Genomic DNA, 20,741 nt, shown 5'->3' with positions numbered 1-20,741 from the left:
CACGACGCGAAGAGACCCGCAGCCTTCCGGTTGCGGGTCTCTTCGCGTCGCGGGGCTCAGGCGACGCGCGCGGCGCCCGCCCCGGGCAGGACGCCGAAGATGACCGGCGCCCGGAAGCCCGCGGCGGAGAATGCCGCCTCGACCGCGGAGCGGATCCCGGGGACGTCGTCCACCCGCGCCAGGGCGATCGCGGCACCGCCGAACCCGCCGCCCGTCATCCGGGCGCCGAGCGCGCCGGCGTCGAGCGCCGTGTCCACCGCGGTGTCGAGCTCGGGGCAGGAGATCTCGAAGTCGTCGCGCATCGAGGCGTGGCTCGCCACGAGGAGGGGGCCGAGATCGGCCGGGCCCTTGCGGGAGAGGACGTCGACGGCGTCCTCGACACGCGCGTTCTCGGTGACGATGTGGCGTACGCGCCGGAACGTCTCCTCGTCCAGGACGCCCGCCGCTTCGGCGAGGTCCTTGACGGTCAGGTCCCGCAGGGCGGGGACGCCCATGAGCTCGGCGCCGAGTTCGCAGGATCGACGGCGCGCCGCATAACCCCCGGTGGAATGCGAATGGCTGACGCGGGTGTCGATGACCATGAGTTCGAGCCCCGCACCCTCGAGGTCGAGGGGCACGAGCCGGGACTCCCCGGACCGGCAGTCGAGGAAGACCGCGTGACCCACCTCGCCGAACAGCGACGCCGACTGGTCCATGATGCCGGTCGGGGCACCGACCATGCGGTTCTCGGCGAGCTGCCCGATCGCGGCCAGCTCCCGGCGGGACACCCCGGCCTCGGAGAGGTCGTTCGCTGCGACCGCGACGGCGCACTCGAGGGCGGCGGAGGAGGAGAGTCCCGCTCCCACCGGGACGGAGGAGTCGACCAGGATGTCCATGCCCGGGCACCGGTAGCCGGACCGCTCCATGGCCCACAGCACGCCGAGGGGGTACGCAGCCCAGCCCTGCACGCTGCCCTCCTCCAGGGTGTCGAGGTCCGCGGTCACGGGATCGCCGTCCGGGAAGGTGGAGGCGACCCGCACGATCCGGTCGGGTCGCACCGCGACGGCGACCGTCGTCGCATGGTTGATGGCGAAGGGGAGCACGAAGCCGTCGTTGTAGTCGGTGTGCTCGCCGATCACGTTGACGCGGCCGGGGGCGGACCACAGGCCGTCCGGCTCCGTGCCGAAGCGGTCGGTGAAGGCGGCCGCGAGGTCGTGAGGGGTGGAGTTCATGCCTGGTCCTTCCGGGCGGGAGCGGGAGAGGCGCTGCGGAGGGCCTCCGCCACCTTCTCCGGGGTGGTGTCGTTGATGAAGGCGCCCATGGCGGCTTCCGAGCCCGCCAGGAACTTCAGCTTGTCGGCTGCGCGGCGGGGGGAGGTGAGCTGGAGGTGCAGGTAGCTCGCCGGCCGGAGCGCGGCGTCGATGGGTGCCTGCTGCCAGGCCGCGATGTACGGCGTGGGCGTCGGGTAGAGGGCGTCGAGCCGGCCGAGGAGCTCGAGGTACACCGTCGTGAGCTCGTCACGCTCCTCGCCGGTGAGGCCCGCGATGTCCGCGACCTGCCGGTGGGGGACCAGATGGACCTCGAGCGGCCAGCGGGCGGCGAAGGGCACGAAGGCGCTGAAGTGCTTCCCCTCGATGACCATGCGCTCACCGGACTCGCGTTCGGCGGTGAGGGCGTGCCCCATGAGCGTGGTCCGTCCGCCGGAGGCCTCGAAGAACTCGGCCGCCTTCGCGGCGAGCACCGCCGCACGCGGCGGGATGAACGGGTAGGCGTAGATCTGCCCGTGCGGGTGCAGCAGGGTCACGCCGATGTCCGCCCCGCGGTTCTCGAAGCAGAAGACCTGCTTGATGCCGGGCATCGCGGAGAGCGCCTCGGTGCGCTGCGCCCAGGCGTCGATCACGGTCCGTGCACGCTCCGGCTGCAGGGACCCGAAGGAGCCCTCGTGGGCGGAGTCGAACGCGACGACCTCGCAGCGGCCGTACGCGGTCGCCGTCGTACCCCAGGCGGCGGTCGTCGGCAGGTCGCCGAGGTCCGGGCCGAAGGACGAGAACCGGTTCTCGAACACCACGACCTCGTAGTCGGACACCGGGATCTCCGAGAGGTTCGCGGCCGTCGTCGGGCACAGCGGGCACTGGTCGGCGGGCGGCAGGTGCGTCCGCGACTGGCGGTGCGCGGCGACGGCGATCCACTCGCCGGTCAGGGCGTCGTACCGGGCGGTCCCCGCCGGTCCGCGCGCCGGCAGCCCGCGGGTGTCCTGCGTGACGGCGACGTCGCGGTGCCGCGCGGCGCTGTCCTCGTGCGCGTCGAAGTAGATCAGCTCGCGCCCGTCGGACAGGCGGGTGGGGGTGACGAGGGTCATGGGTGCTCTTCCGGGTGGGGGTCGGGGACGGGGTCGCAGAGGATGCGGGTGAGGGCGGCGTAACCGGCGCCGGGATGCCGGTCGGTGATCAGGGCGGCCACGGCGTCGAGCGTCGCGACGCGGGCGAGGCTCACGACACCGGTCTTGGTCGCGTCCGCGAGCACCACGAGCCGGCCGCAGGTGCGCGCGAACGCCCGGTTGGTGTCCGCCTCGGCGAGGTTGGGCGTCGTTATGCCGGCATCGGCGTCCACCCCGTGCGCGCCCATGAAGCACAGATCCGCGCGGAGGGAGGCGATGGTCCCGGTCGCGAGCGGGCCGACGAGGGCCTTGGACGGGGTGAGTTCACCGCCCGTGACCAGCACGCGGGGAGCGGCGTCGGAGAGCGCGGCGGCGCTCAGCCTGAACAGCTCGTCGGCGAGGGGGAGCGAGTTGGTGATCACCGTGAGCCCCGGGGTCCGGGACAGGAGGGGGGCGAGGGCGAACGTCGTGGAGCCGCCCGTGATGGAGACGGTCATGCCGGGAGCCAGGAGGGACGCGGCCGTCGCCGCGATCTGCTGCTTCGCGGTGCCCGCCCGCGTGCGGTTGACGTCGAAGCCCGCCTCGACCGAGCTGGGGCTGCCCGGGCGTACTGCTCCTCCGTGGACGCGGATCAGCGCCCCGCGGGCCTCCAGGGTGTCGATGTCACGCCGTACCGTCATCTCCGAGACGCCGAGCGCGACGGCGAGCCCGCTGACCCGCACGGCCTGCTGCCCGGAGAGGCGCTCGAGGATCGCCGCGTGGCGTTCTGCTGCGAGCATGACCCTCCCGTCGACCGATGGGCGCGGAAACCGAACGGGTCCGCACCGAAACGCACAAAACCTATCATAGCGGCCGACACCAGCCCGGGACGGGAAGAGAGTGGGACTGCCCGCCGGGTAGCATCGCCGCATGGCATCGGCTACCCCACGACTGGCAAGCGGCATCAACCACACCCTCCGGGCGGGCACGTCGACGGTCGTCGTCGCCAGCCTCGCGGCGGCCCTGCGCTCCTACCGGTGCGGGGATGTCGCGCTCACCGAGACCTGGGGCGACGGCGACATCCCCGCGGGCGGCGGCGGCATCCTCCTCGCCCCGTGGCCGAACCGCGTGGCCGACGGCCGCTGGTCGCTGCACGGCGCGGAGCAGCGCCTGGACATCACGGAGCCGTCGAAGGGCAACGCGATCCATGGACTCCTGCGCAACACGGGCTACCAGGCCGTCGACGTCGGCCCCTCCCATGCCGTCCTCGAGGCCGAGATCTTCCCCCAGCACGGCTACCCCTTCCACCTCCTCCACCGCGCCACCTACGAGCTCACGGAGGAGCAGCTCACGGTCACCCAGGAGCTGAGGAACCTGTCCTCCGACGCCGCGCCCTTCGCGCTGGGCGCCCACCCCTACCTCAAGATCTCCGACGTCCCCACGGAGGAGTTGACGCTGACGCTGCTGGCCGAGGAGATGTTCGAGTCCGACGACCGGTCGATCCCCACCGGCAGGGCCGGCGTGGCAGGGCAGCACGACCTGCGCAACGGCCGGCGGATCGGCGACATCGAGTTCGACACGGCGTTCACGGCCCTCCGCACCGTCGACGGGCGCCACGAGCACGTCCTCGCGGCCCCCGACGGCCGCAGCGTCACCCTCTGGGCGGACGCCTCCTTCGCGTACACCCACGTGTACATCAGCACCATCTACCCGGGAGTGGACAAGGCCGTGGCCATCGAGCCGATGACGGCGCCGGCGAATGCGTTCAACTCGGGCGAGGGACTGCGCTGGCTCGACCCCGGCGCATCGTTCTCGGCGTCATGGGGCATACTGCCGGATCTCGGGTAGGGGGCGCACGCGGGTTCTATGGAAGGATTGGGCCATGCAGCGTCTCCCCGGAGCGGAACCGCGGCGCGCCGTCCAGCGCGGGGTGAGCCGTGGTGCTGCCACCCGTCCCGGACCGCTGCAGGGCCCGCCGGCACCCGCGGCGCCGCCCCTCCCAGTGGATGACCGGTCGGACGTCCTCCACGCCCCACGCTTCGCGGCCTCCTGGGCGCGGTGGCCGGCCGTCGCGCCGGCCGGCGGCACGCCCGTCGCCGGGGTCCCCGGCGTCCTCCTCCCGGTCCTGCTCCCGGCTGTCCCCGGCTCCTCCGTGCGCTCCCTCGCGGAGAGGGCCCGGGAGGACGACGACGTCGTGATCCGGCCTGCCCGGCCCCAGGGGGGAGTGATCCGGCATGCCCGGCCCCAGGGGGGAGTATCCGGCATTAGCAGGCCGGTCCCGGCGGAGCGACAGTCTCCGCCGGGACCGGCCAGCACCCCGGACCTCCCCGCCGCCCCGTCGGCGCCAGCCCTCCAGGAAGAGACCTCCCAGTGACCGAGCAGACCGCAGCAACCACAGGCTTCGCCGCCGACCCCGCCACCGACCTCGCGGTGACCCTCGCCGACGTCGAGGCCGCACACCGGACCCTCGAGGGCGTCATCGCCCGCACCCCCATCGAGCAGTCGCGGGCCCTCGGACGGCTCACCGGGTCCACCGTGTCCTTCAAGTGCGAGAACCTGCAGCGCGCCGGCTCCTTCAAGGTGCGCGGGGCCTACAACCGGATGGTGAAGCTGACCCCCGCCGAACGCGCCCGCGGCGTCGTCGCCGCGTCCGCCGGGAACCACGCGCAGGGCGTCGCGGTGGCGGCCGCACGGCTCGGCATCCCGGCCCGCATCTACATGCCCCTCGGCGTCGCCCTCCCCAAGCTCGCCGCGACGCGCGGGCACGGCGCGGAGGTGGTGCTGCACGGCCACAACGTCGATGAGGCGCTCGCCGAGGCCCGGAGATACGCCGACGAGACCGGCGCGGTGTTCGTGCATCCCTTCGACGACGTGGCCGTGGTGGCCGGGCAGGGGACCGTGGGCCTGGAGATCCTCGAGCAGGTGCCCGACGTCGACACCATCCTCATGGGCGTGGGCGGGGGAGGGCTCCTCGCCGGCGTGGCCGTCGCCGTCAAGGCGCGCGCGAAGGAGCTCGGCCGGGACATCCGCATCATCGGCGTGCAGGCGGAGAACGCGGCCGCCTACCCGCCGTCCCTCGCGGCGGACGCGCTCGTGCCCCTCACCAAGGTGTCGACCATGGCGGACGGCATCGCCGTCGGGCGGCCCGGCCAGCTGCCGTTCTCGATCATCCGGGAGCTCGTCGACGACGTCGTGACCGTGAGCGAGGACTCCCTCGCCCGGGCGCTCATCTTCCTCCTGGAACGCTCCAAGATGGTCGTCGAACCCGCCGGCGCCGTCGGCGTGGCCGCCCTGCTCGACGGCAAGCTGACCGAGGACGGCGCCAGCCCCGGCACCACGGTGGTGGTGCTCTCCGGCGGCAACATCGACCCGATGCTCATGCTGAAGGTCATCCAGCGCGGCCTCGCCGCAGCCGGCCGCTACCTCGTGGTGCGCATGCTCCTCGACGACCGACCCGGCTCGCTCGCGACCATCTCACGGATCATCGCGGAGTCGGACGCGAACGTGACCGGGGTGGACCACACGCGGGTGGGCGGCTCGATCAGCATGGGCGACGTGGCGATCACCATCAACATGGAGACCAAGGGCGACGAGCACTGCGAGCAGGTCCTCAGCAACCTGCGCGCCGAGGGCTTCCAACCGGTGGTCGTCCAGGGGTGAGGGACAGCCAGGCGCAGCCCCTCGCCCGGCGCGCGCAGGCCGGGCTGATCAGCGTCGTGGCCCTGGTCGCCGCGATGTGGGCGGTGTTCCTGCTCAACGCCGTGCTCGGCAACCTGCTCGTGAGGACCCTCGGCATCGCGCCGCGCCGCATGGACGGGCTCGACGGCGTGATCTTCGCGCCCCTCCTGCACGGCGGCGTCGAGCACCTGGCCGGCAACACCCTGCCCCTGCTGGTCCTCGGGTTCCTGGCGTTCCTCGAGGGCGCACGGCGCTTCGTCGCCGCCCTCGGCATCAGCTGGCTCGCCTCCGGCGTCGGCACCTGGCTCTTCGGCGGCGGCCTCACGATCGGTGCCTCGGGCGTGGTGTTCGGCCTCTTCACCTACCTGATCACGCGGGGCTTCTACAACCGGGACTGGAAGCAGATCCTGCTCGCCGTCGCCCTGTTCATCACGTACGGCTCCATCCTGTGGGGCGTCCTGCCGATGATCGGCTCGAACATCTCCTGGCAGGCGCACCTCTTCGGGGCGCTCGGGGGGATCCTCGCCGCGTTCCTGCTCAAACGGAAGCGGCCCGCCCCCGGGAGGGCGGACCGCTTCGACGCCGGCCGGTAGCCGACAGGAGGCCGGACGTCAGCCGACGTACGGGGTGGCCGAGATGATCTCGACCGTGATCTGCCTGCCGTTGGGCGCCGTGTAGGTGACGGTGTCACCGGCCTTGGTCCCGCGGATGGCGGCGCCCAGCGGGGACTTCTCGCTGTAGACGTCGATGTCGGTATCGCCCGCCACCTCGCGGCTGCCCAGCAGGAAGTTCTCGACGTCGCCGGCGATCTTCGCGGACACCATCATGCCCGGTTCGACGACGCCGTCGTCCGCGGGGGACTCGCCCACGTGCGCGTTGTTCAGCAGGTGCGTGAGCTGGCGGATCCGGGCTTCGGCCTTGCCCTGCTCCTCCTTGGCGGCATGGTAGCCGCCGTTCTCCTTGAGGTCGCCCTCGGAGCGGGCCTGCTCGATACGGGCGACGATCTCTGTGCGGCCGGGGCCGGACAGGTGCTCCAGCTCGCTCTTGAGGCGGTCGTAGGACTCCTGCGTGAGCCAGGCCGCGGGGGCGCTGTTGGTGGACACGGGATAACTCCTTCGGTACGGCCGCCACCAGGACGGTGGGGCTCATGGTTCCTCGACGGGCCGACGGGCCGACGGTTCAGCCCGGTCACCGGCAAGCAAAGACCCCGCCTCGTGGGACCGGGTGGCCGGTACGAAGCGGGGCGATACGTGTGCCCCCATCCTAGAGGGGCGGGGGCCAGAACCCAAGAAGTGCCGCGGTGCGGTTCAGTCCTCCACGACCCAGCAGGTGTTCACGCCGCCGGACACCCCGGGCGAATCGGTGCGGAGCTCGGTGCGGTGAGCCGTCGTGCGGCCGCCGTCGACGCCGTCCTCGGGGCTGTTCGGCCCGATCGTCACGATCCTCCAGCCGACCACCGCATAGTTCTCGCTGAGCACCTGCACGGCGCACTGCACGGTCGCCGAACGGTCCTTCGTCACCTCGAAGTCGACGCTCGCGCGATCGTCCGCGGAGAGCGAGAATCCGACGTCCTTGGAGGACACGGGCGGACTGCCGGTCGTGAGGGCGACGGCGGCGACCGCCGCCACGGCGGCGAGGATCAATGCGACGACCAGCATCCGCACCCGGCCCAGCGGCTTCTTCGGCTTGGGGGTGCCGTAGCGATTGGCTACTCTGGGTGTTGGCGTTTCGGCGGAGCTCACCCTCCCATTTTACCGTCCGTCGACGGCGGCCCCTCGGGCCGCTCCCGTAACGTCCCCCGCAGAGCCAGGAGCGCGTGTTGCCAGTCCAGGATCAGCCCCGCGAGTCCCGTGAGGGTTTCCGCCTCCTCGCCGTCCATGCCCACCCCGACGACGAGTCGAGCAAGGGCGCGGCCACGATGGCCGCCTACGTGGCGGCCGGAGCCGAGGTGATGGTCGCGACCTGCACCGGAGGTGAGCGCGGCGACATCCTCAACGCGGCGATGAACGACGATCCGCACGGCAAGCGGGACCTCCCGGGCCTGCGCCGGATCGAGATGGCCCGCGCCGCGGCCGAGCTCGGCGTCCAGCAGCGGTGGCTCGGCTTCGAGGACTCGGGGCTGCCCGAGGGCGACCCCCTGCCACCGCTGCCCGCCGGGTGCTTCGCCCTGCAGCCGCTCGAGCGGGCGGCCGCGCCCCTCGTGAAGCTCGTGCGCGACTTCCGCCCGCACGTGATCATCAGCTACGACGAGAACGGCGGCTACCCGCACCCCGACCACATCATGGCCCACCGGGTGGCCGTCGAGGCGTTCGGGGCCGCGGCCGACCCGGGGCGCTACCCCGGCACGGGGGAGGCGTGGAGCCCGTCCAAGCTCTACTACGACCGCGCGTTCAACCCCGAGCGTTTCCGTGCCCTGCACTTCGCGCTCGAGGAGGCGGGCCTGCAGTCGCCGTACGCCGAGCGCCTCGCCCAGTGGCTCGAATCGGATGCCGAGGGCCACCAGCCACCCGCCCCGACCCATCCGACCACCACGCAGATCGACTGCGGGGACTTCTTCGGGCACCGCGAGCGGGCCCTCCTCGCCCATCGGACCCAGGTGGACCCCGAGGGCTTCTTCTTCGCCGTCTCGGTCGAGATGCAGCAGAAGGTGTGGCCCTGGGAGGACTACTCGCTCATCGAGTCGAGGGTGGAGTCGCAGCTGCCCGAGGACGACTTCTTCGCCGGTCTCCCCCCCGCGTCCTAGGACACCCCCAGGTCCAGATGCCCGGTGCGGCCCGCGTAGAATTGCAGGCGGCGGTCACCGTGACCCGCTGCGAGCTTCGAAAGTGGTGCCTGCGTGTTCCTTGACCTCAGCCTGGCCGCAATGACGACGCCGTCGGGTGATCCGACGCTGAAACCAGGGCTGGATCCCGCGTCGGTGACGCCCGGGACCCTCGGGTTCCTGGCGACCCTCTTCGTGGTCGTGGTGGTCGTCTTCCTGATCCGCGACATGGTCAAGCGCATCCGCCGGGTCCGCTACGCCGCGGAGGTGGGCGAGGCCCGCGGCCGGCGCGGGGTTCCCGGCACCCCGGCCGACGGCGCTCCCGGCCCCGACCCGCGGCCACGGGATGCGCAGGGGCCCGACGGCGGGCGCCCGCTGCCCGGAGGGAAGCACGGACCGGACAACCGCTAGGCCCGGACCGGGTCCAGGACGGCCAGCATGATCGCGATGAAGTGCGCCGCGAAGGCCGCCACGGTGAAGGCGTGGAACAGCTCGTGGAACCCGAACACGCGCAGCGAGAAGTTGGGGCGCTTGATGGCGTAGAACACGGCGCCTGCGATGTAGAGGGCGCCGCCCACGACGACGAGGACGGCGGCGGTGACGTCCGCCCGGAAGAAGTCGGGCAGGTAGAACACGGAGCCGAGGCCCAGCGCCACGTAGATCGGGACGTACAGCCAGCGCGGAGCGTCGACCCAGAGATTGCGGAACAGCACGCCGGCGATCGCGCCGCCCCAGATGATCCACAGCAGCGTCTCGGCCTTCCCCCGCTCGAGCAGCGCCCAGGCGAGCGGCGTGTAGGACCCGGCGATGACCAGCATGATGTTCGTGTGGTCGAGGCGCTTCAGCACCACCTTCACGCGGGGGGTCCAGCTGCCGCGGTGGTAGACGGCACTGACCCCGAAGAGCAGCACGCCCGTGAAGGCGTACACGGCGGAGGCGATCTTCAGCCCCGGCGTCGGCGCCAGCACCACGAGGACGATCCCGGCCGCGACAGCCAGCGGAGTCGCCACCGCATGGATCCAGCCCCGCCAGAGCGGCTTGGTGGCCATCGCGTCCGCGAGGGGTCCCGCCACTGCACCGACCGTGTCCTCGAACGCAGTGACACCGCTGCCGAGGGGGTCCTGAGGTCCGGGACGGGAGGCGTGACGGGACGAGGTCATAGCCCGGATTCTAGCCCACGGCGGGGCACGCCGACGGCCTTCGGGAGGACGCCCGCAACCCCTCGACAACAGCACCGCAGGCGGTTGTAAGGCGACTGCCGGTACGGTAGAAGAAGAGGACGACGCTGCGGCCCCGCCGGAGCATGGACAGCGGAAGGTGTGGCCCGGCGTGACGTGGAACTTCCCCGAAGTCGGCTACAGCTTCTACGAGCGCCGGCTGCAGCGCAACCTCGTGCCCGAGCGGATCCCCCACCACATCGGCGTCATGGTGGACGGGAACCGGCGGTGGGCGAAGCTCGCCGGCGCTCCGACGAGCCACGGGCACCAGGCCGGCGCGGACAAGATCCACGAGTTCCTGGGCTGGTGCGAGGAGCTCGGCGTCGACGTCGTGACGCTCTACATGCTGTCCACCGACAACATGGGCAGGCCCCAGGAGGAGATCGACCAGCTCCTCGACATCATCGCGAACACACTGGATCGGCTCGGCGAGAGCAACCGGGTCCGCGTGCAGCCGGTCGGGGCCCTCGACCTCCTGCCGGAGGACCTCAGCGCGAAGCTCGTGGACCTCGCCGCCTCGACCGAGAAGATCGACGGGATCCACGTCAACGTCGCGGTCGGGTACGGAGGGCGGCGGGAGATCGTCGACGCCGTCAAGGAACTCATGCGGGACGCCGCCGCCAGGGGGATGTCGCTGGAGACGCTCGCCGAGGAGCTGACGGACCAGCACATCTCCTCCTTCCTCTACACGCGCGGTCAGCAGGACCCGGACCTCGTCATCCGCACCTCCGGCGAGCAGCGGCTCTCCGGCTTCCTCATGTGGCAGAGCGCGTACAGCGAGTTCTACTTCTGCGAGGCCCTGTGGCCCGATTTCCGGCGCGTGGACTTCCTGCGGGCGCTGCGTGACTTCGGCCGACGCCAGCGCCGCTTCGGCTCCTGAGAGTTCACCGGATCTTCACGGCCGACACGGCGGAACGAACGGGAGCCCTCCGGTCCGGGGGCGTAGGGTCGAGCCATCGACGGAGTTCACAGCCGTACTCCGCCGGCCCTACGAAGTCGGGGTGCGCCCCGGAGCGGAGTCCATGTGGCCACACCCACCACGGCGGAGCAGGATGCCGGCAGCACCGGCCGCCGCAGCTACGTCGTCGACACGTCCGTCCTGCTGTCGGACCCCCACGCCATCCTGCGGTTCGAGGAACACGAGGTGGTCCTGCCCGTCGTCGTGATCTCCGAACTCGAGGGGAAGAGGCATGATCCAGAGCTCGGTTTCTTCGCACGCAAGGCACTCAGGCTGCTGGACGACCTGCGGGTGGCCCACGGCGGACTCGACCGGGACGTCCCCCTCGGGGACGAGGGCGGCACGCTGCGCGTCGAACTGAACCATGTCTCCACGGACGTGCTCCCCGTCGGGTTCAGGAGCAGCGACAACGATGCGCGGATCCTCGCTGTCGCGAAGAGCCTGGCCGTCGAGGGGCGTGAGGTCACGGTGGTCTCGAAGGACCTGCCGCTGCGCGTCAAGGCCTCCGCCATGGGGCTCCTCGCCGAGGAGTACCGCAACGAGTTCGTCCGGGACTCCGGCTGGACCGGCGTCGCGGAACTCGACGCCGCCGTCGAGGAGGTCGACGCCCTGTACGCGCACGAGGCCGTGTTCGTGCCGGCGGCGGCCGAGCAGCCGGTCAACACCGGCGTCATCCTGGTCTCGCCGCGCGGGTCCGCGCTGGGGCGGGTCGGGGTCGACAAGCAGGTCCGCCTCGTGCGGGGTGATCGTGACGTGTTCGGACTGCACGGGCGGTCCGCGGAACAGCGCCTGGCCATCGACCTCCTGCTCGATCCCGCGGTGGGGATCGTGTCGCTGGGCGGGCGGGCCGGCACCGGGAAGTCGGCCCTCGCGCTGTGCGCGGGCCTCGAGGCGGTCCTCGAGCGCCGGGAGCACCGCAAGGTGGTGGTCTTCCGCCCGCTCTACGCCGTGGGCGGCCAGGAACTCGGCTACCTGCCCGGCAGCGAGAACGAGAAGATGAACCCGTGGGGGCAGGCGGTCTTCGACACCCTCGGCGCGCTCGTGTCACAGGAGGTCGTCGAGGAGGTCCTGGACCGCGGCATGCTGGAGGTGCTGCCGCTCACCCACATCCGGGGCCGCAGCCTGCACGACTCGTACGTGATCGTCGACGAGGCGCAGTCCCTCGAGAAGAACGTGCTCCTGACGGTCATGAGCCGCATCGGGCAGAACTCCAGGATCGTCCTCACGCACGACGTCGCCCAGCGGGACAACCTGCGCGTGGGCCGCCACGACGGGATCGCGGCCGTCGTCGAGATCCTCAAGGGGCACCCGCTGTTCGGGCATGTCACCCTCACGCGGTCGGAGCGCTCGCCCATCGCCGCCCTGGTGACGGACCTGCTGGAGGGCACCGAGAACTAGGTCATTCCACGATCCAGGGGACGTGCCGGCTCACGTCGCTCAGTTCCGGCGGCGCCGCCCGGAAGTAGTCGTCGGTCAGGTATTCGTCCACGCCGAGGATCTGCAGGTCGTGGCCGGCGCCGCGGGACGGGCCGTCGAGCGCCGTCGTCGAGACGCAGACCGCGGTGCCGACGTCGACGAGCACGCGCGTGCGCCCCTCGCCGATGAGGGGCCGGCCGGGCGCGGTCGGCGTGTAGCCGGGGTTGGGCGTGAGCGTCGCGGCGAGCACCGGACGGCCGGCGAACACCTCCTCCGCGAAATCCTCGACCTCCACCCGGTTGGCGCCCGGGAAGACCAGCGCGACGGGCGCGTTCCCGGCGAGCTCCACGGGATCGAGCATCGTGGACCAGCGCGGATCGCCGAAGACGGCCTCACCGTAGGCCGCTTCGGGCCGGCGTCGCACGAACCCGGCGTCGTCGTACACGGGGGTCACGAGGCGCGGGGCGAGGAGCCAGGATCTGCGGGTGGCGCTCACATACAGCGCGTCCCGGGAGACCTCGTTGCCGGTGGTGGAGTGGAGGAGCGTGCCGTCCGCCGCCTCCACGCGCAGTGCCGCGGGCCTGCGCAGCCACGCCATGAGCGGCGGCGCCGTGTCGGTGCCGGCCTCGGACGGAGCGCGCCACGTGATGGTGAACCGCAGGGTCTCCCAGCGCCACGGGGAGGAGCGGCAGAGCGAGCGGAACGTCTCCTCGGGGCTGGAGCTGTGCTGGGCCGACATTTCCACAGTGTAGCCGTCGCTGCGCCGCCCGATCAGAGGCGTCCCGTAGCGTGGAGCCGTGACCGCCGTACTCGCAGATTACCTGGGGAGGGAGCCGGCCGCCTTCGTCCTCCTCGCCGTCGCGCTCGCGGGATTCGCCGTCGTCGGTGTCCGGCTGAGCGTCATCGACTGGCGCACCCACCGGCTCCCGGACCGCATCGTCCTGCCGTCGTATCCCGCGGCGGGCCTGCTCCTCGGGGCGGCTGCCGGGGCGGCGGGGGACTGGCAGCGGATCCCGGGGATGCTGGGCGGGGGAGTGATCCTGCTGGTCGCCTTCGCGGCGCTGCACCTGCTCCAGCCGCAGGGGCTGGGCCTCGGCGACGTGAAGCTGGCAGGGCTCCTCGGCCTCTACCTGGGGTTCGCCGGGCCGGAGCTGCTCTGGTGGGGACCGTTCCTCGCCGTCCTGCTCGGCGGCGCCTGGAGCCTGGTGCTCCTGGCCGCGCGCAGGGCGACGCTCCGCTCCGCCGTGGCGTTCGGGCCGTTCCTCATCGCGGGAGCGGCCCTCGGTCTCGCAGGACTACCCTGAGACCCATGCCCACCCCGGACTTCGTTCTCGCCCTGCGCCGCTCCATCGGCCACGACCCGCTCTGGCTCCCGGGGGTGGGCGGCGTGGTCCTCGACGACGAGGGGCGCGTGCTCCTCGGCCGGCGGGCGGACAACGGCGCGTGGGCCATCATCACCGGCATGGTGGAACCCGGCGAGGAGCCGGCGGTCGCCCTGCGCCGGGAGGTCGAGGAGGAGACCGGGGTGATCGTCGAGGTCGAGTACCTGCTGGGGACGAACGTCGTGGGGCCCATCACCTTCCCCAACGGGGACGTCACCACGTTCCTGAACCTCGACTTCCGCTGCCGGTGGGTCAGCGGCACCGCCCGGGTCAACGACGACGAGTCGACCGACGTCCGCTGGTTCACCCCGGATGCCCTGCCCGACCTCGACCCCCGGCACCTGGCCCTGGTGCGGGCGGCGCCGTCCTTCGACGGCGTGGCGCGCTTCGTCTCCTGAGCCGTCCGCCCTGCCGCGGGCGGGTCAGGCCTGCGGAGGCCGCGTCATCGAGAGCACGTCGAGGGCGGAATCGAGCTGCTCCTCGGTCAGCTCGCCGCGTTCCACGAAGCCGAGGGCGACGACGGCCTCGCGCACCGTGAGCCCCTCGGCCACGGCCTTCTTCGCGATCTTCGCGGCGTTCTCGTAGCCGATGTGCTTGTTGAGCGGCGTGACGATCGAGGGGGACGCCTCGGCGAGGAAGCGGGCGCGCTCGACGTTCGCGGTGATGCCGTCGATCATGCGGTCCGCGGACACGCGCGTGGAATTGCTCAGCAGACGGATGGACTCCAGGACGTTCCGGGCGATCACGGGGATGCCGACATTGAGCTCGAAGGCACCGTTCGTTCCGGACCAGGCGACGGTGGCGTCGTTGCCGACCACCTGCGCGCAGACCATGATGACGGCCTCCGCGATCACGGGGTTCACCTTGCCGGGCATGATCGACGAGCCCGGCTGGAGGTCGGGGAGGGCGATCTCGCCGAGGCCGGTGTTGGGGCCGGACCCGAGCCAGCGGAGATCGTTGTGGATCTTCGTGAGGGACACCGCGATGGTGCGCAGCATGCCCGAGACCTCGACGAGGGAGTCGCGGTTGGCCTGTGCCTCGAAGTGGTCGCGGGCCTCGGTGAGGGGCAGCCCCGTGTCCTCGGCGAGCAGCTGGATGACCCGCGCCGAGAAGCCCGCGGGGGTGTTGATGCCGGTGCCGACGGCGGTGCCGCCCAGCGGGACCTCGGCCACACGGGGCAGCGAGGCCTCGATGCGCTCGATGCCGTAGCGCACCTGGGCCGCGTACCCGCCGAACTCCTGGCCGAGCGTGACGGGCGTGGCGTCCATGAGGTGTGTGCGGCCGGACTTGACGACCTCCCCGAACTCCTCGGCCTTGCGCTCGAGCGCCTCCGCGAGATGGGCGAGCGACGGGACGAGGTCCTTGACGAGCGCGGACGTCGCGGCGACGTGCACGGACGTGGGGAAGACGTCGTTGGAGGACTGCGACGCGTTGACGTGGTCGTTCGGGTGCACGGTGGCGGAGCTGCCGGCGGCCTCGAGCGCGCGGCTCGCGAGGGTCGCGATGACCTCGTTCGCGTTCATGTTGGAGGACGTGCCGGAGCCCGTCTGGTAGATGTCCACGGGGAAGTCACCGTCGTACCGGCCGGACGCGACGTCCTCCGCGGCCGCCTCGATGGCGCGGGCGCGCTCCTCGTCGAGCACGCCGAGCTCGGCGTTGGCGGTCGCGGCGGCCTTCTTGATGCGGGCGAGCGCCTCGATGTGGGCCCGCTCGAGGGTGGTGCCGGAGATGGGGAAGTTCTCGACGGCACGCTGGGTCTGCGCCCGGTACAGGGCGTTCACGGGGACACGCACCTCGCCCATCGTGTCGTGTTCGATGCGGTACTCGGGGCTGGCTGCAGGCGTTGGGGTCATGCCGCAATTCTCACCGGTGGTTCTACAGTGCGCCAAATCCTGACACGAGCACGGCCTTGCCCTCGTCGAGGCGGTAGGAGACGCCGATGACGGCGACCGACCCGTCCTCGACGGCGGCCGAGATGACGCGGGAACTGTCCACGAGACGCTGCGCGGTCTGCTTCGTGTGTTCGATGACGGTCGTGTTGACGTCGGTGACGCCGTTGCGCCGAGCCGTCAGGACGGACGGCGTGATCCGTTCGACGAGGTCACGGAGGAAGCCCGAGGGCATGTCGCCGGTCTCGATGGCGTTCATGGTCGCGGTGACGGCGCCGCAGCTGTCGTGGCCGAGGATCACGATCAGGGGGACGCCGAGCACGCTCACGCTGTATTCGAGCGAGCCGAGGACGGCGTCGTCGATCACCTGCCCGGCCGTCCGGACCACGAAGACGTCACCGAGGCCGAGGTCGAAGATGATCTCCGCGGCGAGGCGCGAGTCCGAGCAGCCGAAGATGACGGCGAACGGGTTCTGGTCGTTCACGAGGGCGGTGCGGCGGGAGGCGTCCTGGTTGGGATGCGACACGTCGGAGGCCACGAATCGCGCGTTGCCCTCCTGGAGTCGGAGCCAGGCGGCGGCGGGGGTCAGTTGCTGGGTCACGGCGCCCACTGTACGGTCTTCGCCCGTCACGAGCCGTCCGTGTCCGAAGATGACAGGCGTTCGGCCTCCTCGACGGCGTTCTGCCGGACGTCCTCGATCACGGCCGCGCCGATGGTGTCGAACTCGGTGAGCGACGCCTCCCCGTTGAGGATGACCGTGGAGCCGTCCACCTCGGACCTCAGCACGGTGTCCCCGTTCGCCGCGTCGAGGAGCTCCCACTCGAGCCCGCCGATGGTGCGCGTCCCCGAGACCTGGGCGTCGCCGACCCGCTGGGCCGTCCAGGTGGGGTTGGCGTCGTCGGTCTGGGTGAGCTGGATGAAGCCGGTGTCCGCGGTGAGGAAGCCCACCTCCCAGAAGTCGACGGCGTCGCTGCGCCCGGTGACCCAGCGCGCGTAGTTGGAGGACCAGTCCTCCGGCACGACAGGGGACGCCGGGAGGTAGCCGGCGTCGCCCGCGGCCTGGCGTGCGACGGTCTCGACGTCGACGTCGCGCTTGTAGGTCTCCGCGGTGTAGGTGGGATTCAGGAAGTAGACGGGGAGGACGACGGCGATGGTCGCGCCGGTGGCGATCAGCATGCCGCGGGCCGTGGAACTGGCGCGCCTGGCCTGGTTCGGGGTGAGCGTGATGGGCGGCGCGTCGTCGTCCGGGTCCGCCTCGGGCCGGGTGTGCCCGACGGGTTGCCCGGGCGGTCGCACTGCCGGCTGCCCCCCGGGGTGCACCGTCACGTCCCGGCCGTCCCCGGAGCCTGCTCGTGTCCCGGGGGTCGCCCGCTCGTCACCTTGATCGCTCACCCCTCCATTTTCGCTGATACCGGCCACGGCGCCTAACCGGCCGGGCCCCGCGCCGGTACACATCTGCGCCTCACCGGGCGCGGCGCTGCCGGCGCGCCTATGATGACAGCACCGAACAGGTACGCCCGCGTACTGACCGATGACCTTCGACGATGAGGAAAACCGTGGCACAGAACGCCCAGAACGCCCAGTACTCCACCCTGTCGCCGGCCCTGGCCGTCGGGGACAAGGAACCGGACCGGAACCTAGCCCTCGAACTCGTCCGCGTCACGGAGGCCGCGGCCATCGCCGGCGGCCACTGGGTCGGGTTCGGTGACAAGAACCTGGCCGACGGCGCCGCGGTGGACGCCATGCGCTCGCTCCTGCAGACCGTGCACTTCAACGGGATCGTGGTGATCGGCGAGGGCGAGAAGGACGAGGCCCCCATGCTGTTCAACGGCGAACGCGTGGGTGACGGCAGCGGACCCGAGTGCGACGTCGCCGTCGACCCGATCGACGGCACCCGCCTGACCGCCCTCGGCATCAACAACGCGCTCGCCGTGCTCGCGGTCGCGGAGCGGGGCTCGATGTTCGACCCGTCGGCGGTCTTCTACATGGAGAAGCTCGTGACCGGACCGGAGGCTGCCGACATGGTGGACCTGCGGCTGCCCGTCAAGCAGAACCTGCATCTCATCGCGAAGGCCAACAACAAGAAGGTCAGCCAGCTCAACGTCATGATCCTGGACCGCGACCGCCACAAGCCGCTCGTCGAGGAGATCCGCGCCGCCGGCGCGCGCACCAAGTTCATCATGGACGGCGACGTCGCAGGGGCCATCGCCGCCGCACGCGAGGGGACCGACGTCGACGCCCTGATGGGCATCGGCGGCACCCCGGAGGGGATCGTCGCGGCCTGCGCCATCAAGTCCCTCGGCGGCGTCATCCAGGGCCGGCTGTGGCCGACGAGCGACGAGGAGAAGCAGAAGGCGCTGGACGCCGGGCACGACCTCGACCGCGTCCTGTCCACCAACGACCTCGTGACGAGCGACAACTGCTACTTCGCCGCCACGGGCATCACCGACGGCGACCTGCTGCGCGGCGTGCGGTACAGCAAGGACAAGGTCCTCACGCAGTCGATCGTCATGCGTTCGAAGTCCGGGACCATCCGCGTGGTCGACGGCGAGCACCAGGCCCACAAGTGGGAGACCTACGCCCGCATCAACGACTGACCGGACCCGCGCCGGCTCGCCGGCCCTCCCCGTCCTGCCGCCGGCGACGGGGAGGGCGGTGCGTCCCTATAGGCTGGTCGGATGAGCCTTTCCGTGTCGCCCTGCCTCGATCGTGCCCTCTGGGACACCACCGTCAACGAGCTGGGAGGCCACCCCCAGCAGCTGTGGGGCTGGGGTGAGACGAAGGCCGCGCACGGCTGGAGCGCGGACCGCGTGATCGTCCGCGAGGGCGGCGCCGTCGTCGCCGCCGCGCAGGTGCTGTGCCGGCCGCTGCCGTTCCCGCTCCGGAACCTCGCCTACATCCCCCGCGGCCCGCAGGTCCTGCCGGGGCGCGAGGCCGAGGCCCTGGCGGCCCTCGCCGGGTACGTCCGCGCAGCACACCCGTCGGTCGCGCTGTCGATCGAACCCGACTGGGACGCGGAGAGCGACGCCGTCCGCGGCCTGCCCGCGGCGGGCTGGAGGGCGAGCACGAACACCATCCTCATCGGCCGGACCCTCATCCTGGACCTCCGGCGCACGGAGGAGGACCTGCTGGCCGACATGACGAAGAAGCACCGCCAGTACATCCGCAAGTCCGGCCGGGAGGGCCTGGACCTCCGCCGCGTGGTCCGCAGCGAGATCGCGGCCTGCCTCGACGTGTACCGGCTGACCGCCGAGCGCGCCGGCTTCGGCATCCACGAGGACTCCTACTACCTGGACATCTTCGACAACCTCGGCGACGCCTCCCCGGTCTACGCCGCCTTCCAGGGGGACGACGTCGTCGCCTTCCTCTGGCTCTCCACCACCGACACCACGTCCTTCGAGCTCTACGGCGGGATGACCGACGAGGGCGAGCGGCTCCGCGCGAACTACGCGCTCAAGTGGTTCGCCATCTCCGAGATGAAGGCGCGGGGGGTGCACCGCTACGACTTCAACGGCCTCCTCAACGACGGCGTCTCCCGCTTCAAGATGGGCTGGGCGAAACACGAGGACCAGCTCGCCGGCACGTGGGACTACCCGCTCTCGCCCCTCTACCCGCTGTTCAGCCGCGCCCTGCCCGTCGCGAAGCGCGGAGCCCAGCTGGCGCGCCGCCAGGCGGGACGGATCGTCGGAGCGGTCCGGCAGGCGCGGCGCACCCGCACGGGCAGCGCCTCCTGACCACGTACGGCTAGAACGTGGTCGTCCCGCCGCCCACGGTGACGGCGAAGGCCAGCACCGGACCGTCCGTCGCCCCGTGCCCGTCCGCGGCCGGACGGACCACGAGGGGTGCTTCGCCGGCCGCCACGAAGGCGGCGCCGCCGCGCGGGACGAGAAGCGTGGCGTTGGGCGTGTCCAGCAGGATCGGGCCGCTGACGGCCAGGACGACGACGGGCCCGTTCTGCACCACCGGGACGTGGGCGGGGGTGAGGCTCCCGCCGTCGGTCAGGGGGCCGTCCTCGCGGCCGTCGCCGGCGGCGTCGGCCGGTGCACCCGCAGGGCCGGCCGCCGGATCCGCGAGATCGATCCGCTGCAGCTGGAACTCGTCGAACGGCGGACGGTACAGCTCCTGGTCGAGCAGCGTGTACTCGGGTACGAGCGAGGGCGGCGCGAGGGGTTCGAAGACCACGGTGGAGAGCAGCTCCCCGGTGTCCACGTGCTTCCGCGTCAGGCCGCCGCGCAGCACGTTGTCCGAGGAGGCCATGACCTCGATCCCCAGTCCGCCCAGGTAGGCATGGATGTTCCCGGCCGGCAGGTGGAGCGCCTCGCCGGGGCGGAGCGAGACCCGGTTGAGCAGCAGGGCGACGAGGACCCCGGGATCGCCCGGGTACTGAGCCGACAGCTCGGCCAGGGTGCCGAGGTCCCGGGCGGGCGCGTCGTCGGAAGCCGTCGCGTCGGCGGATGCGAGCCCGCGAGCGGCGGCCACCACGCCGTCGACCGTCTCCGGTGGGGCCTCGAGCAGCAGCGTGAACGCCCGGCGCAGCCCCGCCCCGCCGCCTGCGGCGAGGTGGGAGGAGGCGTCGTCGAGGAGGCTGCGGGTCGTCGAGCCGGGGTCGACGGCGGCCGCGAGGACCCCGAGGGTGCGCGCGGCGTCGGCCAGGGGCCGGAAGCCGCAGAGGGCCTCGAACGGGCTGAGGGCGTAGAGCATCTCCGGCTTGTGGTTCCGGTCCCGGTAGTTGCGGTGCGGGGCGTCGCGGGGGACGCCGTCGGCCTCCTCGGCGTCGTAGCCCGCCGCGGCCTGCTCCAGGCTCGGATGGACCTGCAGGGACAGCGCCGATCCCGCTGCCAGCACCTTCAGGAGGAACGGCAGTCTGCCGTCGAAGCGCGCGGCCACCTCGTCGCCGAGCAGCGATGCAGGGTCCTTCCCGATGAGCTCGTCGAGGGTGCTCCGGGTCCCGTCCGCGAAGACCACCTCGGAGGGGGAGTCGGGGTGTGCGCCGACCCACAGTTCCGCCTCCGGCCCACCCGACGGTTCCCGGCCCAGCAGGTCGGCGATCGCACGCTCGGACCCCCAGGCGTACGGGCGGAGCGGATTGTCGAGGAGGTACATCG

The 20,741-nt window shown here is 71.8% G+C and carries 23 protein-coding genes; 12 read left to right on the top strand and 11 right to left on the bottom strand.

Translation table 11 applies throughout. From position 1 onward, the window contains the following. Window positions 1-56: 56 nt before the first annotated feature. The 3 genes from galK to ACX80P_RS05830 are packed head-to-tail and all read right to left on the bottom strand — an operon-like array spanning window position 57 to window position 3,135. Window positions 57-1,211, bottom strand: coding sequence for a galactokinase (gene galK / locus ACX80P_RS05840; RefSeq protein ID WP_459277117.1), 1,155 nt, complete (start codon window positions 1,209-1,211; stop codon window positions 57-59). Continuing rightward, window positions 1,208-2,338 carry a galactose-1-phosphate uridylyltransferase gene (gene galT / locus ACX80P_RS05835; RefSeq protein ID WP_459277116.1) on the bottom strand — a complete coding sequence of 377 codons (1,131 nt, stop codon included), beginning with the start codon at window positions 2,336-2,338 and terminating at the stop codon, window positions 1,208-1,210. The genes galK and galT overlap by 4 nt, the downstream gene beginning before the upstream one ends. Continuing rightward, complete coding sequence (locus ACX80P_RS05830; RefSeq protein WP_459277115.1) at window positions 2,335-3,135, bottom strand: DeoR/GlpR family DNA-binding transcription regulator; 801 nt, start codon at window positions 3,133-3,135, stop codon at window positions 2,335-2,337. The genes galT and ACX80P_RS05830 overlap by 4 nt, the downstream gene beginning before the upstream one ends. A gap of 130 nt (window positions 3,136-3,265) precedes the next feature. Here ACX80P_RS05830 and ACX80P_RS05825 point away from each other — a divergent pair, with 130 nt between their 5' ends. From ACX80P_RS05825 to ACX80P_RS05810, 4 genes are read left to right on the top strand one after another with little or no spacing between them, the layout of a single operon-like run. Next, window positions 3,266-4,183: an aldose 1-epimerase family protein gene (locus ACX80P_RS05825; RefSeq protein ID WP_459277114.1), complete on the top strand. Its 918-nt coding sequence runs from the start codon at window positions 3,266-3,268 to the stop codon at window positions 4,181-4,183. 34 nt (window positions 4,184-4,217) lie between these two features. After that, window positions 4,218-4,709 carry a hypothetical protein gene (locus ACX80P_RS05820; protein WP_459277113.1) on the top strand — a complete coding sequence of 164 codons (492 nt, stop codon included), beginning with the start codon at window positions 4,218-4,220 and terminating at the stop codon, window positions 4,707-4,709. Then, the gene (gene ilvA, locus ACX80P_RS05815) at window positions 4,706-5,995 is read left to right on the top strand and encodes a threonine ammonia-lyase (protein ID WP_459277112.1); all 1,290 of its coding nucleotides are present in this window, start codon (window positions 4,706-4,708) and stop codon (window positions 5,993-5,995) included. Before ACX80P_RS05820 ends, ilvA begins: the two co-directional genes overlap by 4 nt. Next, window positions 5,992-6,606 (top strand): rhomboid family intramembrane serine protease, encoded by a 615-nt coding sequence (locus tag ACX80P_RS05810; RefSeq protein WP_459277111.1) that lies wholly within the window; start codon window positions 5,992-5,994, stop codon window positions 6,604-6,606. Before ilvA ends, ACX80P_RS05810 begins: the two co-directional genes overlap by 4 nt. Window positions 6,607-6,624: 18 nt before the next feature. Here the strand turns inward: ACX80P_RS05810 and greA are convergent, their stop codons facing one another. Both greA and ACX80P_RS05800 read right to left on the bottom strand, forming a co-directional pair. Then, the gene (gene greA, locus ACX80P_RS05805; protein ID WP_459277110.1) at window positions 6,625-7,116 is read right to left on the bottom strand and encodes a transcription elongation factor GreA; all 492 of its coding nucleotides are present in this window, start codon (window positions 7,114-7,116) and stop codon (window positions 6,625-6,627) included. A 204-nt stretch (window positions 7,117-7,320) separates the two neighbouring features. Next, on the bottom strand, window positions 7,321-7,755 hold the full coding sequence (locus ACX80P_RS05800) for a DUF4307 domain-containing protein (RefSeq protein WP_459277109.1): 435 nt from the start codon (window positions 7,753-7,755) through the stop codon (window positions 7,321-7,323). A 77-nt stretch (window positions 7,756-7,832) separates the two neighbouring features. Between ACX80P_RS05800 and mca the strand changes: the two genes are divergently transcribed. Together mca and ACX80P_RS05790 are read left to right on the top strand one after the other, a co-directional pair. Next, entirely contained in the window at window positions 7,833-8,756 is a 924-nt protein-coding gene (gene mca, locus ACX80P_RS05795; protein ID WP_459277108.1) for a mycothiol conjugate amidase Mca, read from the top strand. Window positions 8,757-8,849: 93 nt separating this feature from the next. Beyond that, window positions 8,850-9,185 (top strand): hypothetical protein, encoded by a 336-nt coding sequence (locus ACX80P_RS05790; RefSeq protein WP_459277107.1) that lies wholly within the window; start codon window positions 8,850-8,852, stop codon window positions 9,183-9,185. On the opposite strand, the gene trhA is transcribed toward ACX80P_RS05790, so the two are convergent. Then, window positions 9,182-9,823 (bottom strand): PAQR family membrane homeostasis protein TrhA, encoded by a 642-nt coding sequence (gene trhA / locus ACX80P_RS05785; protein ID WP_459277508.1) that lies wholly within the window; start codon window positions 9,821-9,823, stop codon window positions 9,182-9,184. The two genes, ACX80P_RS05790 and trhA, sit on opposite strands and share 4 nt — an antisense overlap. Window positions 9,824-10,103: 280 nt before the next feature. On the opposite strand from trhA, the gene ACX80P_RS05780 reads away from it, so the two are divergent. Beyond that, complete coding sequence (locus ACX80P_RS05780) at window positions 10,104-10,871, top strand: isoprenyl transferase (RefSeq protein WP_459277106.1); 768 nt, start codon at window positions 10,104-10,106, stop codon at window positions 10,869-10,871. A 144-nt stretch (window positions 10,872-11,015) separates the two neighbouring features. Further along, complete coding sequence (phoH2, locus tag ACX80P_RS05775) at window positions 11,016-12,347, top strand: RNA 5'-3' helicase PhoH2 (RefSeq protein WP_459277105.1); 1,332 nt, start codon at window positions 11,016-11,018, stop codon at window positions 12,345-12,347. Between the two features lies 1 nt (window position 12,348). Here phoH2 and ACX80P_RS05770 read toward each other — a convergent pair whose 3' ends face one another. Next, window positions 12,349-13,104, bottom strand: coding sequence for a hypothetical protein (locus ACX80P_RS05770; protein WP_459277104.1), 756 nt, complete (start codon window positions 13,102-13,104; stop codon window positions 12,349-12,351). Between the two features lie 58 nt (window positions 13,105-13,162). On the opposite strand from ACX80P_RS05770, the gene ACX80P_RS05765 reads away from it, so the two are divergent. Both ACX80P_RS05765 and ACX80P_RS05760 read left to right on the top strand, forming a co-directional pair. Beyond that, window positions 13,163-13,669, top strand: coding sequence for a prepilin peptidase (locus ACX80P_RS05765; RefSeq protein WP_459277103.1), 507 nt, complete (start codon window positions 13,163-13,165; stop codon window positions 13,667-13,669). A gap of 5 nt (window positions 13,670-13,674) precedes the next feature. Next, window positions 13,675-14,145 carry an NUDIX hydrolase gene (locus ACX80P_RS05760; RefSeq protein WP_459277102.1) on the top strand — a complete coding sequence of 157 codons (471 nt, stop codon included), beginning with the start codon at window positions 13,675-13,677 and terminating at the stop codon, window positions 14,143-14,145. A 24-nt stretch (window positions 14,146-14,169) separates the two neighbouring features. Here ACX80P_RS05760 and ACX80P_RS05755 read toward each other — a convergent pair whose 3' ends face one another. Genes ACX80P_RS05755 through ACX80P_RS05745 form a run of 3 tightly spaced genes read right to left on the bottom strand, consistent with a single transcriptional unit; the run spans window position 14,170 to window position 17,028 of the window. After that, window positions 14,170-15,600 (bottom strand): class II fumarate hydratase, encoded by a 1,431-nt coding sequence (locus tag ACX80P_RS05755; RefSeq protein ID WP_459277101.1) that lies wholly within the window; start codon window positions 15,598-15,600, stop codon window positions 14,170-14,172. Between the two features lie 22 nt (window positions 15,601-15,622). Continuing rightward, complete coding sequence (locus tag ACX80P_RS05750; protein WP_459277100.1) at window positions 15,623-16,237, bottom strand: carbonic anhydrase; 615 nt, start codon at window positions 16,235-16,237, stop codon at window positions 15,623-15,625. Between the two features lie 26 nt (window positions 16,238-16,263). Continuing rightward, entirely contained in the window at window positions 16,264-17,028 is a 765-nt protein-coding gene (locus ACX80P_RS05745) for a DUF4245 domain-containing protein (protein ID WP_459277099.1), read from the bottom strand. Window positions 17,029-17,180: 152 nt separating this feature from the next. On the opposite strand from ACX80P_RS05745, the gene glpX reads away from it, so the two are divergent. Then, window positions 17,181-18,233, top strand: coding sequence for a class II fructose-bisphosphatase (gene glpX, locus ACX80P_RS05740; RefSeq protein WP_459277098.1), 1,053 nt, complete (start codon window positions 17,181-17,183; stop codon window positions 18,231-18,233). An 81-nt stretch (window positions 18,234-18,314) separates the two neighbouring features. Beyond that, complete coding sequence (locus ACX80P_RS05735) at window positions 18,315-19,370, top strand: lipid II:glycine glycyltransferase FemX (protein WP_459277097.1); 1,056 nt, start codon at window positions 18,315-18,317, stop codon at window positions 19,368-19,370. A gap of 10 nt (window positions 19,371-19,380) precedes the next feature. On the opposite strand, the gene manA is transcribed toward ACX80P_RS05735, so the two are convergent. After that, entirely contained in the window at window positions 19,381-20,739 is a 1,359-nt protein-coding gene (manA, locus tag ACX80P_RS05730) for a mannose-6-phosphate isomerase, class I (protein WP_459277096.1), read from the bottom strand. Between the last annotated feature and the right edge of the window lie 2 nt (window positions 20,740-20,741).

The organism is Arthrobacter arabinosi, assembly GCF_054511115.1.
Note: the sequence above shows the minus strand (reverse complement) of the source record. Positions and strands in the feature narration are given on the sequence as shown.

Excerpts from the sequence above, each read along its gene's own strand:
- galK (WP_459277117.1), bottom strand. The coding sequence starts at position 1,211 with ATGAACTCCACCCCTCACGACCTCGCGGCCGCCTTCACCGACCGCTTC.
- galT (WP_459277116.1), bottom strand. The coding sequence starts at position 2,338 with ATGACCCTCGTCACCCCCACCCGCCTGTCCGACGGGCGCGAGCTGATC.
- ACX80P_RS05830 (WP_459277115.1), bottom strand. The coding sequence starts at position 3,135 with ATGCTCGCAGCAGAACGCCACGCGGCGATCCTCGAGCGCCTCTCCGGG.
- ACX80P_RS05825 (WP_459277114.1), top strand. The coding sequence starts at position 3,266 with ATGGCATCGGCTACCCCACGACTGGCAAGCGGCATCAACCACACCCTC.
- ACX80P_RS05820 (WP_459277113.1), top strand. The coding sequence starts at position 4,218 with ATGCAGCGTCTCCCCGGAGCGGAACCGCGGCGCGCCGTCCAGCGCGGG.
- trhA (WP_459277508.1), bottom strand. The coding sequence starts at position 9,823 with ATGGCCACCAAGCCGCTCTGGCGGGGCTGGATCCATGCGGTGGCGACT.
- ACX80P_RS05770 (WP_459277104.1), bottom strand. The coding sequence starts at position 13,104 with ATGTCGGCCCAGCACAGCTCCAGCCCCGAGGAGACGTTCCGCTCGCTC.
- ACX80P_RS05760 (WP_459277102.1), top strand. The coding sequence starts at position 13,675 with ATGCCCACCCCGGACTTCGTTCTCGCCCTGCGCCGCTCCATCGGCCAC.
- ACX80P_RS05755 (WP_459277101.1), bottom strand. The coding sequence starts at position 15,600 with ATGACCCCAACGCCTGCAGCCAGCCCCGAGTACCGCATCGAACACGAC.
- glpX (WP_459277098.1), top strand. The coding sequence starts at position 17,181 with ATGAGGAAAACCGTGGCACAGAACGCCCAGAACGCCCAGTACTCCACC.
- ACX80P_RS05735 (WP_459277097.1), top strand. The coding sequence starts at position 18,315 with ATGAGCCTTTCCGTGTCGCCCTGCCTCGATCGTGCCCTCTGGGACACC.
- manA (WP_459277096.1), bottom strand. The coding sequence starts at position 20,739 with ATGTACCTCCTCGACAATCCGCTCCGCCCGTACGCCTGGGGGTCCGAG.